12 protein-coding genes and 1 riboswitch are annotated in these 14,758 nt (G+C 74.4%); of the genes, 5 read left to right on the forward strand and 7 right to left on the reverse strand.

The annotated features are described in order from the left end of the window. Nucleotides 1-146: 146 nt before the first annotated feature. Genes F6X68_RS21750 through F6X68_RS21770 form a run of 5 tightly spaced genes read right to left on the reverse strand, consistent with a single transcriptional unit; the run spans nucleotide 147 to nucleotide 5,471 of the window. Nucleotides 147-884, reverse strand: a complete 738-nt coding sequence (locus tag F6X68_RS21750) for an ATP/GTP-binding protein (protein WP_132239958.1) — start codon at nucleotides 882-884, stop codon at nucleotides 147-149. Continuing rightward, nucleotides 862-1,335 (reverse strand): DUF742 domain-containing protein, encoded by a 474-nt coding sequence (locus F6X68_RS21755; RefSeq protein WP_151456015.1) that lies wholly within the window; start codon nucleotides 1,333-1,335, stop codon nucleotides 862-864. The genes F6X68_RS21750 and F6X68_RS21755 overlap by 23 nt, the downstream gene beginning before the upstream one ends. Then, on the reverse strand, nucleotides 1,332-1,802 hold the full coding sequence (locus F6X68_RS21760; protein ID WP_151456016.1) for a roadblock/LC7 domain-containing protein: 471 nt from the start codon (nucleotides 1,800-1,802) through the stop codon (nucleotides 1,332-1,334). Before F6X68_RS21760 ends, F6X68_RS21755 begins: the two co-directional genes overlap by 4 nt. Further along, entirely contained in the window at nucleotides 1,799-4,300 is a 2,502-nt protein-coding gene (locus F6X68_RS21765; RefSeq protein ID WP_151456017.1) for a nitrate- and nitrite sensing domain-containing protein, read from the reverse strand. The genes F6X68_RS21760 and F6X68_RS21765 overlap by 4 nt, the downstream gene beginning before the upstream one ends. After that, nucleotides 4,287-5,471 carry a hypothetical protein gene (locus F6X68_RS21770; RefSeq protein WP_151456018.1) on the reverse strand — a complete coding sequence of 395 codons (1,185 nt, stop codon included), beginning with the start codon at nucleotides 5,469-5,471 and terminating at the stop codon, nucleotides 4,287-4,289. The genes F6X68_RS21765 and F6X68_RS21770 overlap by 14 nt, the downstream gene beginning before the upstream one ends. Before the next feature lie 362 nt (nucleotides 5,472-5,833). On the opposite strand from F6X68_RS21770, the gene F6X68_RS21775 reads away from it, so the two are divergent. Both F6X68_RS21775 and F6X68_RS21780 read left to right on the forward strand, forming a co-directional pair. Continuing rightward, complete coding sequence (locus F6X68_RS21775) at nucleotides 5,834-8,698, forward strand: alpha/beta fold hydrolase (protein WP_151456019.1); 2,865 nt, start codon at nucleotides 5,834-5,836, stop codon at nucleotides 8,696-8,698. After that, a complete protein-coding gene (locus F6X68_RS21780) occupies nucleotides 8,695-9,570 on the forward strand; it encodes an ABC transporter permease (RefSeq protein WP_151456020.1) in 876 nt (291 codons plus the stop codon). Before F6X68_RS21775 ends, F6X68_RS21780 begins: the two co-directional genes overlap by 4 nt. 13 nt (nucleotides 9,571-9,583) lie before the next feature. On the opposite strand, the gene F6X68_RS21785 is transcribed toward F6X68_RS21780, so the two are convergent. Then, on the reverse strand, nucleotides 9,584-10,141 hold the full coding sequence (locus tag F6X68_RS21785) for a DUF4232 domain-containing protein (protein WP_225852348.1): 558 nt from the start codon (nucleotides 10,139-10,141) through the stop codon (nucleotides 9,584-9,586). 769 nt (nucleotides 10,142-10,910) lie between these two features. Between F6X68_RS21785 and F6X68_RS21790 the strand changes: the two genes are divergently transcribed. Further along, nucleotides 10,911-11,834 (forward strand): hypothetical protein, encoded by a 924-nt coding sequence (locus F6X68_RS21790; protein ID WP_151456022.1) that lies wholly within the window; start codon nucleotides 10,911-10,913, stop codon nucleotides 11,832-11,834. A 21-nt stretch (nucleotides 11,835-11,855) separates the two neighbouring features. Here F6X68_RS21790 and F6X68_RS21795 read toward each other — a convergent pair whose 3' ends face one another. Beyond that, nucleotides 11,856-12,605 carry a hypothetical protein gene (locus tag F6X68_RS21795; protein WP_151456023.1) on the reverse strand — a complete coding sequence of 250 codons (750 nt, stop codon included), beginning with the start codon at nucleotides 12,603-12,605 and terminating at the stop codon, nucleotides 11,856-11,858. 173 nt (nucleotides 12,606-12,778) lie between these two features. Between F6X68_RS21795 and F6X68_RS21800 the strand changes: the two genes are divergently transcribed. Continuing rightward, a complete protein-coding gene (locus tag F6X68_RS21800; RefSeq protein ID WP_151456024.1) occupies nucleotides 12,779-13,207 on the forward strand; it encodes a DoxX family protein in 429 nt (142 codons plus the stop codon). 120 nt (nucleotides 13,208-13,327) lie between these two features. Continuing rightward, nucleotides 13,328-13,463, forward strand: a riboswitch (SAM riboswitch). Nucleotides 13,464-13,473: 10 nt separating this feature from the next. Then, on the forward strand, nucleotides 13,474-14,758 hold a 1,285-nt coding region (gene thrC, locus F6X68_RS21805), incomplete at its 3' end, for a threonine synthase (RefSeq protein WP_151456025.1).

A 14,758-nucleotide genomic window follows, 5' to 3' on the forward strand; every position in this document is an offset into this window, starting at 1 on the left:
CGGCCTCCCCGCCCGCCGGCTCCGCCTCGGCGGCCCGCCGCCGCAACGCCTCCTCGCGGCGCGCCATCCGGGCCAGTGTCTCGTCCAGTCCACCTCTCATCACGAACCACCCCTTCTCGTGAAACGGGTCGAACCGCCGCAGCGGTTCAGGACCTTCCCTCCCGGGTGGCCCGCTCGAGTGCGCGGTCGAGGACGACCAGCAGGGCGTCCCGCACCGAGAGCCGGTCCCGGGCGTCGAACTGCACCAGGGGCACGTGGTCGCCGACGGCCAGCGCCCACCGGATCGCGTCGAGGTCGTGTGCCAGCCGCCCGTCGAAGGCGTTCACGCCGACCACGAAGGGCAGGCCGGCCCGCTCGAAGAAGTCGATCGCCGGGTAGCAGTCGTCGAGCCGGGCGCTGTCCACCACGACGAGCGCGCCGAGTGCCCCCCGGGCCAGGTCGTCCCACATGAAACCGAACCGGGCCTGCCCCGGCGTGCCGAACAGGTACAGCTTCAGGCTGCGGTCGATGGTGACGCAGCCGAAGTCCATCGCCACCGTGGTGGTGGTCTTCGCGGAGCGTACGCCGGGGTCGTCGACGCCGATCCCGGCGGTGGTCATCTCCGCCTCGGTGGTCAGCGGGGCGATCTCGGAGATCGCGCCGACCGTGGTGGTCTTGCCGACCCCGAAGCCGCCGGCGATGAGGATCTTGACCGGGATCGGCGGTGCGGCGGCCGGCGTGGGCCGGGGCACCGCGGCAACACCGGTGGCCGGCGTCCGGTGCGGCGGCGGAGCGGACGCGGCGGGTTGCGGTCCCGTCGGGGAGCCGTACCGGGTGGCGGCGCTGTTGGCGGCGATCCCGCCCAGCGGGGCGACCGGCCATTCAGGAGATCGCACGGAGTCCATCCATCACTCGCAGGATGATGTCGGGGTCGAGGGCGTCGGCGCCGTCGTGCACGTCGAGGTGGCCCGCGGCGCGGAGGTCGCCGACCAGCACCCGGGTCACGCCGAAGTGCAACCGGGTACGGGCGGAGATCTCGGCGACCGAGATCGGCTCGTCGCAGAGCGAGACGATCGCCTGCAACTCGGGTGCCAGCCAGGTCAGCGACGCCGGCCGGTCGGTCGCCGGTCGGGCGGTCACCTGCGTCTCCAGCCCGATCGCCGGGTCGGCGCCGGCCACCCGCCCGGCGGTGAGCACGAACGGGCGCGGGCCGGCGGGCCCGTCCTCGGTCGCCGGCGCGGCCGGGGTCGCCGGCAGGCCGGGCCGCGCGTCGTGCGGGGACGACGCGCGCAGGTAGGGCCGGATCCGGACCGTGGGTTCCGGGTCCGGCCCCTCGCCGGCGACCTCGGGGGTCACTGCTGGGCGGCGTTCTTCAGTTCGGCGATCAGTCTCGGGGTGAGGGCGCCACCGGCCCGCCCGGCGAAGAGCGTCATCTCGTAGGCGACGGTGCCGAGGTTCGCCGAGCGGTCGGCGACCACCCCGAGCACGGAGCCGCTGCTGATCGCGCTGATCAGCAGGTAGCCCTCGGCCATGTCCACGACCACCCGGTTCAGCCCGCCGAGGGCGTACCAGCTCGCGGCGCCGCCGGCGAGGCTCGTCATGCCGGAGACCACCGCGGCGAGCCGTTCCGCGTTGGAGCGGTCCTTGATCGCCGACATGGCCATCAGCAGCCCGTCCGACGAGACGGCGATCGCCTCCAGCACGCCGGCCGTACTGGAGGTGAAGGAGTCCAGCAACCAGTTGAAGGTGCGCGCCTCCGGGCTCAGGTCCCCGGCGCCCGGGTTCTGGTGGTCGACGTTGTCGTGCGTGAAGGGGCTGGTCACCGTGATGTTCCCTCTTCGTAGCGGCGGTCTTGGCTGACTTCGTGCAGAGCGCGGGCGACGCCCGCCTCGAACTCGGTGAGGAGGTCGCGGACCTCGTCCGGGTTCTCCGGGGGGCTGTCGGGCTGACGGGCCGGGGTGGCGGTCAGGTTCGCCCCGGGCACCCGCCGGGTCAGCCCGGCCGGCGCGGTGCCGTCCGGGGTGCCCCGGCCCAGTTCGGCCCGGCGTACGCCCGACTCGACGGCCTCGACGAGGGCGCGGGCGGCGGCCGGGTCCGCGTCGGTGACCGGCACCGGCCCGCTCACCGGCGGGGCGGCCGGCGGCCCGGCCGGGCGCAGGGTGGCGCCGGGCACCCGCTGCCGGATGCCCGGCGGGGCGGCTGCGGCCGGTGCCCGAGGCTCGGTGCCGGCCGGCGCCCGCAGCTCGACGCCGGCCGGCTCGCCACTGGAGCTGAACGCGTCCCAGGAGGCGCCGGACTCCAAGCTGCGGGTGGCGCGGCTCAGCAGCACCGCGTCGAACCCGGACGGCGCAGCCTCCGCCGCCGCGCCGACCGCCGCGCGGGGCCGGGCGGCCTCCGGCTCGTCGGGCGAGCGCCGGTCGCGGACGGGTACGGCGGCCCGGGCCACGGTCACGCCGGCCCGCTCGGCGCGGTGGACGACCAGCGACGTCTCCGGGACGTCCAGGTGCGCGGTCACCCCGCCACCGGCGGTCGGCGTCAGCCGCACCTGCCAGCCGTGCCGGCGGGCCAGGCGACCCACCACGAAGAGCCCCAGCACCTCGGTCGGCGCGAGGTCCAGCCGTTCCCGCCGGGTGAGCCGGGCGTTCTCCTCCGCCAGCCGCTCCGGGGCCATGCCGATGCCCCGGTCCACCACGGTGAGCAGGGCGCCGGAGCCGCTCGGCTCGCCGCCCACGGTGACCCGGGTGTGCGGCGGGGAGAAGACCGTCGCGTTCTCCATCAGCTCGGCCAGCGCCAGGACGAGGTCGCCGACGGTGCCGGGCGCCACCGACACGCCGGGCGGGACCTGCACATCGACCCGGGTGTAGTCCTCGATCTCGCCGAGCGCCAGCCGGACCACGTCCGCGAGCGGCACCGGCGCCACGTGGGGGTCGGCGCCGGCCGAGCCGGAGAGCACCACCAGGCTGCCGGCGTTGCGGCGCAGCCGGCTGGAGATGTGGTCGAGCCGGTACAGGTGCTCCAGCCGGCCGGGGTCGGTCTCCTGCCGCTCCAGCCGGTCGATCAGCGCGATCTGCCGGCCCACGAGGTTCTGCGTACGGCGGCCGACGTGGCCGAACATCTGGGCCACGTTGCGTCGGCCGGCGACCTGCCGTTCCACGAGCCGGGCGGCGGTGCTCTGCACCCGGTCGAACGCGCGGGCCAGGTCGCCGATCTCGTCGCGGGCCCGTACGTCGACCGGGTCGAGGCGTACCGGCGCGGCGCCCTCGGTCTCGTCGTCGGCGACCCGGGTCAGCTCCGCCTCGGCGACCCGGGCCACCCGGTCGGCGGAGCGGGTGAGCCGGGTCAGCGGCCGGGCCACCGTCCGGGCGACGGCCGCACTGAGCAGCACCACCACGGCGAGGATCAGGGTGACGATCCCCGCCACCAGGTACGCCTCGGTCAGCGCCCGGCGTTGCTGCCCGGTCACCTCGGCGATGACGTCGGCGACGAGCTTCTTCTCGATGAACTGCCCGAAGGTGATCATCGAGCGGACCGACGGGAAGAGCGCGTCCAGCGGGATGTCCCTGGTCGCGCCGGACGGGTCCAGCGCGCTCCTGGTGAGGAAGTCCGCGCTGGTCCGGGCGGCCACGGCCGCGTCGTTCAGGGTCACCAGCTTCAACTGCTCCGGCGTGATCAGGCTGCGGAACCCCTGGTTGTCCGCCCGCAGCCCCGCCATGCAGGCGACGTACGAGGCACTCACCCGGGGCGAGCCGGTGGCCTTGACGAGCACGATGAGGGTGGCGCAGGCGCCCATCGCCTCGTCGACGCGGAGCAACCCGTCCAGGGCCAGCACCTGCCGCCCGGCCGCCGTGTCGGTGTCCACCCCGAACGGCAGCCGCAGCGCGTCGATCAGTCCCGTGCTGACCGGCCCGTACGCGGCCATGATCTGGTCCGGGGTGGCGGTGCCGGCGAGCACCGCGGCACGCACGTCGGTCAGCCCGCGTACGCCGTGCAGGGCCTCCGTCACCTCCGGCGGCAGCGGGCCTGCCGAGGTCGCCCGCAGGTCGGCGACCCGGTCGTCCACGCCGGCGGTCCGCTGCATCAGCTCGCTCCGGGTGACCCGGCCGAGCAGCAGCCCGACCGAGAGGACGCGTTCCTGTTGCAGGTCCTGCACGAGGCTGCCGATCCGGCTGGCGACGCGGACCCGGTCGGCGATGTCGCCGGCCCGTTGCGCGGCGGCAACGCGGTCGAGCACCGCCGGCACGGCCAGCGCCACCATGCTGAGCAGCGGGATGACCACGAGCAGCGCGAGCTTGCCCCGGATGCGGAGCCTAGCGAGCAGCATCGAAGGGCCCCCACTGCGCGCCGCCGGGTTCGCGGGCCGACCCCGCCGGCTGGAGCTGACGCGGTTCGGCACCCCGGCCGGCGGCCGGCTGCCACGGCGTGTCCTCCGGCGGGGCGTCGGCGCCGTACCGCTCGCGTCGGGCCTGTGCCGCGCGCCCCGGGGCCCGCCGGGCTGCGGCGAGCCACACCGCGCCCAGTGCCGCCCACAGCAGGACGGCCAGCGCCCCGGCCGCCACGGTCAGCCAGCGGTCCCGGTCCAGGTCGCGGGAGCGTCCGGCGAGGAGTGCGTCGAGCTCGTCCAGGATGACGGGCTGGAGCTGCTCGGCGGCGGCCTGCGCGTTCAGCCGGGCGCCGGCGATCCGCGCCTGGTCGGTCTTCGCGTCGCGACCGGCCGGCGCGGAGTGGGCCGCCAACGTCTCGACGGCCCGCTGGTAGGTGTCGAGCGGGTTCAGCACGCTCGGGCCGAGGTCGGCGCTCTCCGAGCTGTCCACGGCGGCCCGCAGATCGGTGACCAGGTCACCGGCCGGGGTGAGGACGCCCACCCGGAGGGCGGCGATCTCGACGGCGGTGCGGTTCCGGTCGCTGGCGGGCCGGCGGTCGGCGAGCACGGCCAGGTCGGCCAGCCGGCCGGCCGCAACGACCGCCTCGGGCAGGTCCCGGCTCGCGTGCTGGAGGAAGAAGGAGTCGGGCCGGGGGTCGCGGACGAGCCCGGACGTCTCCCGGACCTTGCCGTGCAGGGCCAGCAGCAGGTCGGTGGCCTCGCCGTACGCGGTGAAGGCCGCCTCCGGGTCGGCGGGGCCGCGGGCGCCCAGCGCCTCGATCCTGGCCCGCAGGCCCGCCCAGCGTTCCTTGGTGCGCAACTCGTCGCCGGTCCGCGCGTCCACGGAGGCGGCGGCCTCGACCGCGCGGGTCAGCGCCTGGCTGGTGACGGGCCGGGCGGCGACGGCGGCGGACTGGGCCTCGACCAGGGCGTGGGTGACCGGGGCGAGGGCGCGCAGGTACTCCACGCCCAGCCGTTCCCGGCCGGCCAGGTCCCGGTCGTCGGCCGTGAGCCGCCAGGTCTGGACGAACAGCAGGGTCATCGGCGCGAGCAGGGCGACGAGGAGCAGCAGCGGCAGTACGCGGCCCACCGCGGTGGGCCGCCGGCGGGCCGGCGGTGCGGGGACGGTCATGTCTGTCTCCTCCGGCGGGAGCACGGGATCGGCGGGGGGTCGGGGGTCGACGGCGAAGTCCCGTGCACCGGACCGGAAAACTAACCGACCAGCGGGGACCGTTCCGGCCGCCGGACGGTCAGCTTTGCGTCACGAAGCCCGAAGTAACCGCAGGGTCACTCGTTAGGCACCGTCCGTGCCGGGCCGGAGAGTGACAAGGATGGATCGGAGTGGATTTCCGACGAACATCGGAATTCACATGATCCGAATTCATCTCCGTGAGACGGTCTGGACCGCGCCGGTGCGACGCCGATCGGATCAACCGGACGGACGTACGGAGGATCTCAGCCAACGCTCAGGATCCGGGCCGTACCGTGTGCCCAATGAGATCGCCGTTGTCGGCCGCGTGGATCCGGCGTGCCCTGCCCACCCGCCGGCGCGCCGTCGCCGCGACGGTGGTCGTCGTGCTGCTCGCCGCCGCCGTGACCTGGGCCGTCCTGCCGCAGGGGCCGGCCATCCGCACCGAGGCGGCGTTCGTGAACGTCTCCTCCGGGCCGACCGGGGACGAGCCCGTCGTCCTGGACACGACCTTCTACCTGCCCGAGGACGCATCGGCGGCGGACAAGGTGCCGGCGGTGCTGCTGGCGCACGGCTTCGGTGGCACGAAGGAGTCCGTCCGCGCCGACGCCGAGGAGTTCGCCGGACGCGGCTACGCGGTGCTCACCTGGACCGCGCGGGGCTTCGGCCGCAGCGGCGGGCAGATCCACCTGGACCACCCGGACTACGAGGTCCGGGACGCCGAACGGCTGCTGGACTGGCTCGCCGCCCGGCCCGAGATCCGTACCGACGCCGCCGGTGACCCGAAGGTGGGCGTCGTCGGCGGCTCGTACGGCGGCGCCCTGGCGCTCCTGCTCGCCGCGCAGGACCAGCGCGTCGACGCGATCGTGCCGATGATCACCTGGAACGACCTGTCCCGCTCCTTCCTGCCGGAGAGCAGCGGCAAGGAGCCCACCGAGGGCGTGTTCAAGTCCGGCTGGGCCGGGCTGTTCTTCGGCGGCGGCGGCAACGTCGGCTCCGGGCCGGCCGGGCTCTCCGGGACCAGCGCCGCGCAGCCCGAGGGGGCGCCCGCCTCCGCCGGCCCGCCCAGCCCGGGTCCGGGCGCCGGTCCGGGGACGGGTCCGGGGCGCGCGCCGGCCGGGGCCGGTGACCCGGCGTGCGGCCGGTTCGCCGCCGACATCTGCGCCGCGTACCTGCGCATCGCCACCACGGGTCGGGCCGACCAGGCCGCCGTGGACCTGCTGCGCCGCTCCAGCCCGGCCGGGGTGCTCAACCGGATCAAGGCGCCGACCCTGCTCGTGCAGGGCGAGGCGGACACCCTCTTCCCGCTCGGCGAGGCGAACGCGAACGCGAACGGCATCGCCGCCGCCGGCACGCCCGTGCGGGTGGCCTGGTTCACCGGCGGTCACGACGGCGGCGAGGGCCCGAAGACCGACTCGGACCGGGTGAAGTTCCTGACCGTGCAGTGGCTCGACCACTACGTCAAGGGCGAGGGCGAGGCCCCGGGCGACGACTTCACCTGGTCGCGGATCGCCGGCTTCGACGCCCTCGACCGGGGGCTGGTGGCGACCGGCTACCGCTACGCCGACTATCCCGGCGTCGCCGGCACGGCCCGCCGGAGCGTACCGGTGGCCGGCCCCGCCCAGCCCGTCGCCAACCCGCCGTCACGCAACCCGGCCGCCATCTCCTCGGTGCCCTTCGCCGGTGAGCTGTCGTCGCTGCTCGGCGGCGTGGCCGGCGACATTCCCGGCCAGCACGCCCGCTTCGAGTCGGAGCCGCTGACCGAGGCGGTGGACGTCGTCGGCGCCCCGACCGTCGACGTGCGGGCGGCGTCGGCCACGGGGGAGGCCGTGCTCTTCGTCAAGCTCTACGACGTCGACCCCAACGGCGCGGCAACCCTGCCCAACGGGCTGGTCGCCCCGGTCCGGCTCACCGGCCTGCCGCCGACCATCGACGCGGCACGCCCGGTCACCGTCACCCTGCCGGCGATCGTGCGCCGGATCGAGGCCGGGCACCGGCTGCGCGTGGTGGTGGCGACCTCCGACCAGGCGTACGCCACCCCGGTCGAGCCGGCCGTGCACACCGTCGCGGCCACCGGCGCGGTCAGCCTGCCGACCGTCGCCGGCGACCCCATCCCCACCTCCGCCACCGTGTGGCGCTGGGTGCTGGCCGGCCTGGTCGCCGCGATCGTCGTCGGGCTCGTCGTGGTCGTCGCCGTGGTCCGCCGCCGGCACCGCCGCCAGGACAGCTCCATCCACCCGGCGTACGCGGGCGTCCCGCTGGCCGTGCGGCAACTCCGCAAGGAGTACGCGGACGGCTTCGTCGCCGTCTCCAACGTGGACTTCGAGGTGCACCCCGGTCAGGTCGTCGGCCTGCTCGGCCCGAACGGCGCGGGCAAGACCACCACGCTGCGGGTGCTGATGGGGCTGACCCAGCCCACCGCCGGCGAGATCTACGTCTTCGGGCACCGGCTGGTGCCCGGGTCGCCGGTGCTGTCCCGGATCGGCGCGCTCGTCGAGGGGCCGGGCTTCCTGCCGCACCTGTCGGGGCTGGACAACCTGAAGGCGTACTGGCGGGCCACCGGCCGGCCCGCCGAGGACGCGCACTTCGAGGAGGCCCTGGAGATCGCCGGCCTGGGCGACTCCGTGCACCGCAAGACCAACAACTACAGCCACGGCATGCGGCAGCGTCTCGCCATCGCGCAGGCGATGCTGGGCCTGCCCGAGCTGCTGGTGCTCGACGAGCCGACCGACGGGCTCGACCCGCCGCAGATCGCGGAGATGCGCCGGGTGCTCCAGCGCTACGCCACCGACGGCCGGGCGGTGCTGGTCTCCAGCCACCTGCTGGCCGAGGTGGAGCAGACCTGCACGCACGCGGTGGTGGTGAACAAGGGCCGCATCGTCGCCTCGGGACCGGTCGAGGAGATCGTCGGCGAGTCGCCGAGCGTGCTCTTCGACGTGACCGACCCGGAGGCTGCCCGGGCGGTGCTGGACGGCCTGCCCGGGGTGCGGGTGCTCCCCGACGGCGAGGGGCAGCTCGTGGTGGACACCAACGGCACCGCCCGCAGCGAGGTGGTCGCCGAGTTGGTCCGGGCCGGCATCGGGGTGGACCGGGTGGTGCCGCGGCGCCGCCTGGAGGACGCGTTCCTCGCCCTGGTGGGCGACAACTCTCGGGGAAGCGGAGACCGATGATGGCGGGTACGTCACCCACGGTGGGAGCGGCGGCCGGCTACCGGCCCTCGGCGACCCTGCCGTTCGGCGCCGAGTTCCGGCGGCAGGCCTCCCGGCGGCGTACGCAGCTCGCGCTCGGGTTCATGGTGCTGCTGCCGTTGATCATTTTGATCGCGTTCCAGTTCGACACGGGCGGCGACGACGACAACGGGCGCGGGGAGTTCGGCAGCCTGGTCGAGTTCGCCACGTCGGGCGGGCTGAACTTCACGCTCTTCACCATCTTCGTCTCGGCGTCGTTCCTGATGGTCGTGGTGGTGGCGCTGTTCTGCGGGGACACGGTGGCCAGCGAGGCGAGCTGGGGCAGCCTGCGTTACCTGCTGGCGGTGCCGGTGCCCCGGGCCCGCCTGCTGACGGTGAAGCTGCTCGTCGCGCTCGTCTACTCGGCCCTGGCACTGCTGCTGCTCGCCGGCACCGCTCTGCTGATCGGCACCCTCCGCTACGGCTGGGAGCCGTTGCGCAGCACTGTGGCGGCCCAACTCGAACCGGGCGAGGGGCTGCTGCGGCTGCTGGGCGTGCTCGGCTACCTGGCGGTCGTACTCCTGGTGGTGGCCGGCCTGGCGTTCCTGCTGTCCGTGGTGACGGACGCCGCGCTGGGCGCGGTCGGCGGCGCGGTGCTGCTCTGGATCCTCTCCAGCATCCTCGACCAGATCACTGCCCTGGGCGCGCTGCGCGCGTTCCTGCCGACGCACTACAGCACCGCCTGGCTGGGGCTGCTGTCGACGCCGGTGCAGACCGACGACGTGGTACGCGGGGCGATCTCGGCGATCAGCTACGCGACGCTGTTCTGGGGCCTGGCGTTCTGGCGCTTCACCCGCAAGGACGTCACCAGCTGAGACGCCGGGCGCCTCACGGCAGCGGCCGGGGGCTGCTCGGCGCCGACCTGCTCGGCACCGGTCTGCCCGGCCGGGCCGGCGTCGGTGCCGGGTCGGTCGCCTTCTTCCAGGCGCTGACGCCGATCCGGCCCGTGTTGCCGAGGTCGACGGGCCCGTCCAGGCCGACGACCTGCGCGGCCCCGCCCACTTCGGGCGCGACCTCCAGGCGCTCGCCATCGGTGGCGACGACCGTCGGATCGGTGACCAGATTGCGCCAGAGCACAGCGGCGCCGGCCCGCTCGCCGGGCTGCAGGGTCAGTGGCCGGGGCGGGTCGTCGAAGCCCGAGGTGATCTCCCTGGCCCCGTGGACCACCCGGACCGGGATGGTGTCGCCGTCGCCGTCGAACAGGCGCAGCACCGGGTAGCCGTTGAGCCGGTAGGGCTTCGTGCCGCAGTTGACCAGTTCCAGACCGAGCGCACGCAGGCCCATCGCGGCGCTGCTGCCCGGCGAACTGATCCGGACGCCGGCGGCCGGGCACTCGGTCGTGGGAGTGGCCCAGAACGCCGTCGCCGACGCGGTCGCCGTCGGCATCGTGCCGGGCATCGTGGTCGGCGCTGATCCGGCTGGCGGCAGGCCGGCCGGCGGCAGGTCAGCCGACGGCGGGTCGATCGCCGGCGCACAGGCACCGAGCAGGACGAGGCCGCCGATCGCGAGCCCGACCGCCCGTGCCGGACCTGCAATGCCGTCGCGAGGACGCGGTGCGAGTCCGCCCGCGGGTCGGCCCCCGAGTCGGACCGTAGGGCGGCGTGCGGGTCGGGGTGCGGGGAGGGCCATCGCCCGATCATCGCACCGGCCGGTGCGCCGCCGATCCTCTGACACCCGCCCGTGGGGATCCGGTGGCGCTGTCGAGCTGCCTCACCTGCGGGGCCGGCGGGCCGGGGCACCCGGGCGGTGCCTGTCGAGCTGAATCGCCTACGACATCACCCGGCCCGCGCCACCCGGGGCGAAGCTCCTGACTCGACACCGCCCCGGGCGCATTCTGTGATGGCATGGCGCCTGTGAGTGAGAATCGGGTATGGCCACTCCGCCCGCCGGGCCGCCACCCGAGCCGCCGACCGAGCCCTCGTCCACGTCTCTGCCCGTGCCACCGGCTGAGCCGCCGTCCACGTCTCCGCCCGGGCCACCGGCTGAGCCGCCGTCCACGTCTCCGCCCGGGCCACCGGCTGAGCCGCCGTCCGCTTCCCCGCCCGTGCCACCACCGGAGCAGCCGTCCGAGCCGTCGTCCAGGTCGAAAGCCTGGGCCGTGCTGGCCGATGAACGCCTGCCCGGGTTTCGCGGGCTCCCGCCGAAGCAGCGCGCGGTGTACGCGACCGTCGCCGCCGTCGTCGTCGTGGTCGGCGCGCTGTTCGCCTACCAGGCCAACTTCCTCCTGGACCGGTCGACGGCCACCGAGCGGGCCCGCTCGGACAAGCAGGCTCAGGAAGCGGTCGACCGTGAGCAGCCCGCGTTCGTGTCCACCGTCACGCCCCTGGACTACGACCGGGACCTCCCCGAGGCCTTCCGCGTGCTGCTCGACCGGCCGCTGACCGAGGGCGAGCAGACCACCCTCACCGCCCTGAACGGTGATGCGTCGCGGGTGTGGGAGTTCATGAAGCCGCTCGGCGGCCGGGTCGTCGAGATTGCGTCCTACGTGGCGCCCTTCGAGGACGGCAACGAGAATCGCGGCGGTGCCCAGACGTTCGACCTGAACCTGAACAGCGATCGCGTCGCCGGACTCACGATCAACAACATGGTCGCCGTCAAGGACTCGTGCCACGCACCCACGGCGCAGACCGTCGTCACCATCCCCCCGGGGGGTGCCGAGTCCCGGCAGGGCCTGCTGTGGGACCTGACCGGCGGGCCGACGGACAAACCGCACGGCCCGTACGTCCTGGACGAGGGCGAGCCGAAGGAAGGTCAGCTGTACTTCCGCCGCAACGTCGTCGAACTGGGCAACGGCCAGTCGAACATGGCGTTCCGGGTCCAGCCGGAGGTGACGACCCACACCTGCCAGTGGCACATCGTCGCCTCGTACACCGACACGACCGGTTCCCACGAGCAACGCATCCCGAGCGGTGCCGGCACGTTCACCACCGAGGCCGTTCCGTCGCAGCCCGTGCAGTACTTCGAGCGCGTCCCGACCTCAGGGTGGGGCTGCCTCGGCGAGGTGAGTCAGCAGGGCTGCACGGCCACCGGATCCATACGGCTACCGAGGCCGCCGACCCACCGACCGGTCCCCGACTGAGGCGGCCCGGTCGCGGGGACGTCAGCGGGAACGGGGCCTGCGCTTGCGGGTGGGGGAGTCGGGGGAGTCCGGCGCGGTGCCCGAGTCGGCGGTGTCCCCGCCGCCGGACGCGTCGGTCACCCGGGCGTCGGTGTGGCTCAGCTCGGCCAGCGCCGCGCCCCTGAGCTGGTAGACGACGGTGCGCCGGATGCTCAGCTCCGCCATCGGGCCGCCCGCCGGTCGGGTCAGGTAGACCACCGTCGCCCTGCCGTCGCGCACGCTGACGCTCTCCACCGGCGTACGGTCGCCGAGGTCGACCTGGGCCTGGTAGTCCGGCTCGCCCCTGACGTTGCGCCAGGCGGCGAGGGTGAAGAAGCGGCCGGTGCCGCCGCCGTCGAGCATGACCACGCCGATCGCGTCGCCCGCGCCGTCGCCGTCGAGGTCGCCGATGCCGCACGGCCGCTGCAACTCCACCGTCGTGCCGTCCCGGTCGGCCCACCGGCCGTTGGAGAGGCGGAGCGGGGCGGCGTACCCGCGGTAGCGGACCTTCCGGCTGCCGATGCGGGTGTCGCGCAGTTCCAGGCAGGTGAGCTGGTCGCCGGTGCGGCGCGGGGTGGGGGTCGCCCGGGTGGTCGCCGGGGTGGCGTCGACGTCGTCCCGCTTCGCGGCGGTGCCGGCGGTCCGGTCGGCGGACCGGTTCCGCTTCTTGCGGCTGCCGGTGGAGCAGGCGGTGGTGAACGCCAGCAGGCAGGCCATGGAGAGCGCCACCACCGGGATGAGCTTGCGACGCATCGCGCGTTCCTTTCCGTCGATGTGCCCGAACCGTAACGGGCCCGCGCCAACGCCCTCGTGAACGGTTCGCCGCCGCCGATGGGAGCGTTCCCACAGAGGGGGAACCAATCGACATCCTCAAATGTCCGGCGGCATTCTGGTGTCGTCCCCTCATTCTGACCGGAGGTGCCCTGATGCTCGCTGACCGGATCGGCGGCCCGGCCCTGTCCCTGTTCCGTGCCGTCGTCGGCCTGCTCTTCCTGTGCCATGGCCTGGCCTCGCTGCTCGGGGTCCTCGGTGGCAGCCGGGGCACCGGCGAGGCGGTTCCGCTCGGCGAGTGGCCGGGGTGGTGGGCCGCGCTGATCCAGGCGGTCTGCGGCGGGCTGGTGCTCGTCGGGCTGTTGACCCGCGCGGCGGCCCTGCTGGCGTCCGGCTCGATGGCCTACGCGTACTTCGTGGTGCACCAGCCCGACGCGCTGCTCCCGCTGCGCAACGGCGGTGAGCTGGCCGTTCTGTTCTGCTGGTCGTTCCTGCTGATCGCCGTGTTCGGCCCCGGCGCGTGGGCGGTCGACACCGCGTTGCGGGCCCGACGCCCCGCAGATTCCCGCTCGGTGACCGCCTGAATCCGTACCGTCGAGGAAGGCCCCCCGGTCGCCCGACGACGGCTGCGGGATCGCTCACAGCGTGGGATCTCGCGTCGATCCGGGCGGCGTCGGTGCTTAGACTCGACGGCACAACTGCATACCTCATCCAGAGGGGCTGAGGGATACGGCCCGACGACGCCCCGGCAACCACCCCGCGCGCTCATCGCAGAGCGACCGGCGGGGCAGGTGCCAATTCCGTCCCCGCCGCAGGGTGCGATGCGGGGAAAGATGAGAGGACCCGCGACATGACGTCGACGTTCGCCCCCTCCGGCATCGACACCACCGCCAGCCCCGCCCGCGCCCTGGTCTGCCGCGCCTGTTCGGCGCGCTACCCGCTCGCCGCCCAGCACGCCTGCTACGAGTGTTTCGGCCCGCTGGAGGTCGACTACGACGTCGCCGCGCTCGCGACGGTCACCCGGGAGCAGATCGAGGCGGGCCCGCAGAACATCTGGCGGTACGCGGCGCTGCTGCCCGCCGGCCAGGACCCGGCCACCCGGGTCACCCTCGACCCCGGCTTCACCCCGTTGGTGGCCGCCCCGCACCTCGCCGCCGAGCTGGGCATCACCGCCCCGCTCTGGGTCAAGGACGACAGCGCCAACCCGACCCACTCGTTCAAGGACCGGGTCGTCTCGGTGGCGCTGACCGCCGCCCACGCGCTCGGCTTCAGCCGCTACGCCTGCGCCTCCACCGGAAACCTGGCCAACTCGGTCGCCGCGCACGCGGCCCGGGCCGGCGCGCCGTCGGTGGTCTTCATCCCCGGCGACCTGGAGCAGGGCAAGGTCATCACCACCGCCGTCTACGGCGGCGAGCTGGTCGCCATCGACGGCTCGTACGACGACGTGAACCGGCTCTGCGGCGAGTTGGTGGAGACGGACGAGTTCGAGGACACCGCGTTCGTCAACGTCAACGTGCGCCCCTACTACGCCGAGGGCTCGAAGACGCTCGGCTACGAGGTCGCCGAGCAGCTCGGCTGGCGGATCCCCGCGCAGGTGGTGATCCCGATGGCCTCCGGCGAGCTGCTCACCAAGATCGACAAGGCGTTCGCCGAGCTGGTCGAGATCGGCCTGGTCGAGGCGCCGGCCGGCGGCTGGAAGGTGTTCGGCGCGCAGTCGGCCGGCTGCAACCCCATCGCCACCGCCCTACACGCCGACACCGACACCATCACGCCCGTCAAGCCGACCGGCATCGCCAAGTCCCTCAACATCGGCGACCCGGCCGCCGGCATCTACGCGCTGGAGGCGGTGCGGCGCACCGGGGGCTGGATGGAGTACGTCGACGACGACGAGATCCGCGCCGGCATCCGGCTGTTGGCCCGGACCACCGGCGTCTTCGCCGAGACGGCCGGCGGGGTGACCGTGGCCGTGCTGCGCAAGCTGGTCGAGTCCGGCCGCCTCGACCCGACCGCCGAGACCGTCGTCTTCAACACCGGCGAGGGCCTCAAGACCCTCGACGCGGTGGCCGGCGAGGTCGGCCCCACCCACCGCATCAAGCCCTCGCTCCGCGCCGCCCGCGACGCCGGCCTCCTCGGCT

The sequence above is a fragment of the Micromonospora sp. AMSO12t genome (genome assembly GCF_008806585.1).
In the GTDB taxonomy this organism is placed as follows: domain Bacteria; phylum Actinomycetota; class Actinomycetes; order Mycobacteriales; family Micromonosporaceae; genus Micromonospora; species Micromonospora reichwaldensis.

Bases quoted from the DNA above. Each gene is read 5' to 3' on its own strand.
- F6X68_RS21800 (WP_151456024.1), top strand. From the start codon at position 12,779: ATGCTCGCTGACCGGATCGGCGGCCCGGCCCTGTCCCTGTTCCGTGCC.
- F6X68_RS21785 (WP_225852348.1), bottom strand. From the start codon at position 10,141: ATGCCGACGGCGACCGCGTCGGCGACGGCGTTCTGGGCCACTCCCACG.
- F6X68_RS21780 (WP_151456020.1), top strand. From the start codon at position 8,695: ATGATGGCGGGTACGTCACCCACGGTGGGAGCGGCGGCCGGCTACCGG.
- F6X68_RS21750 (WP_132239958.1), bottom strand. From the start codon at position 884: ATGGACTCCGTGCGATCTCCTGAATGGCCGGTCGCCCCGCTGGGCGGG.
- F6X68_RS21765 (WP_151456017.1), bottom strand. From the start codon at position 4,300: ATGCTGCTCGCTAGGCTCCGCATCCGGGGCAAGCTCGCGCTGCTCGTG.
- F6X68_RS21770 (WP_151456018.1), bottom strand. From the start codon at position 5,471: ATGACCGTCCCCGCACCGCCGGCCCGCCGGCGGCCCACCGCGGTGGGC.
- F6X68_RS21795 (WP_151456023.1), bottom strand. From the start codon at position 12,605: ATGCGTCGCAAGCTCATCCCGGTGGTGGCGCTCTCCATGGCCTGCCTG.
- F6X68_RS21775 (WP_151456019.1), top strand. From the start codon at position 5,834: ATGAGATCGCCGTTGTCGGCCGCGTGGATCCGGCGTGCCCTGCCCACC.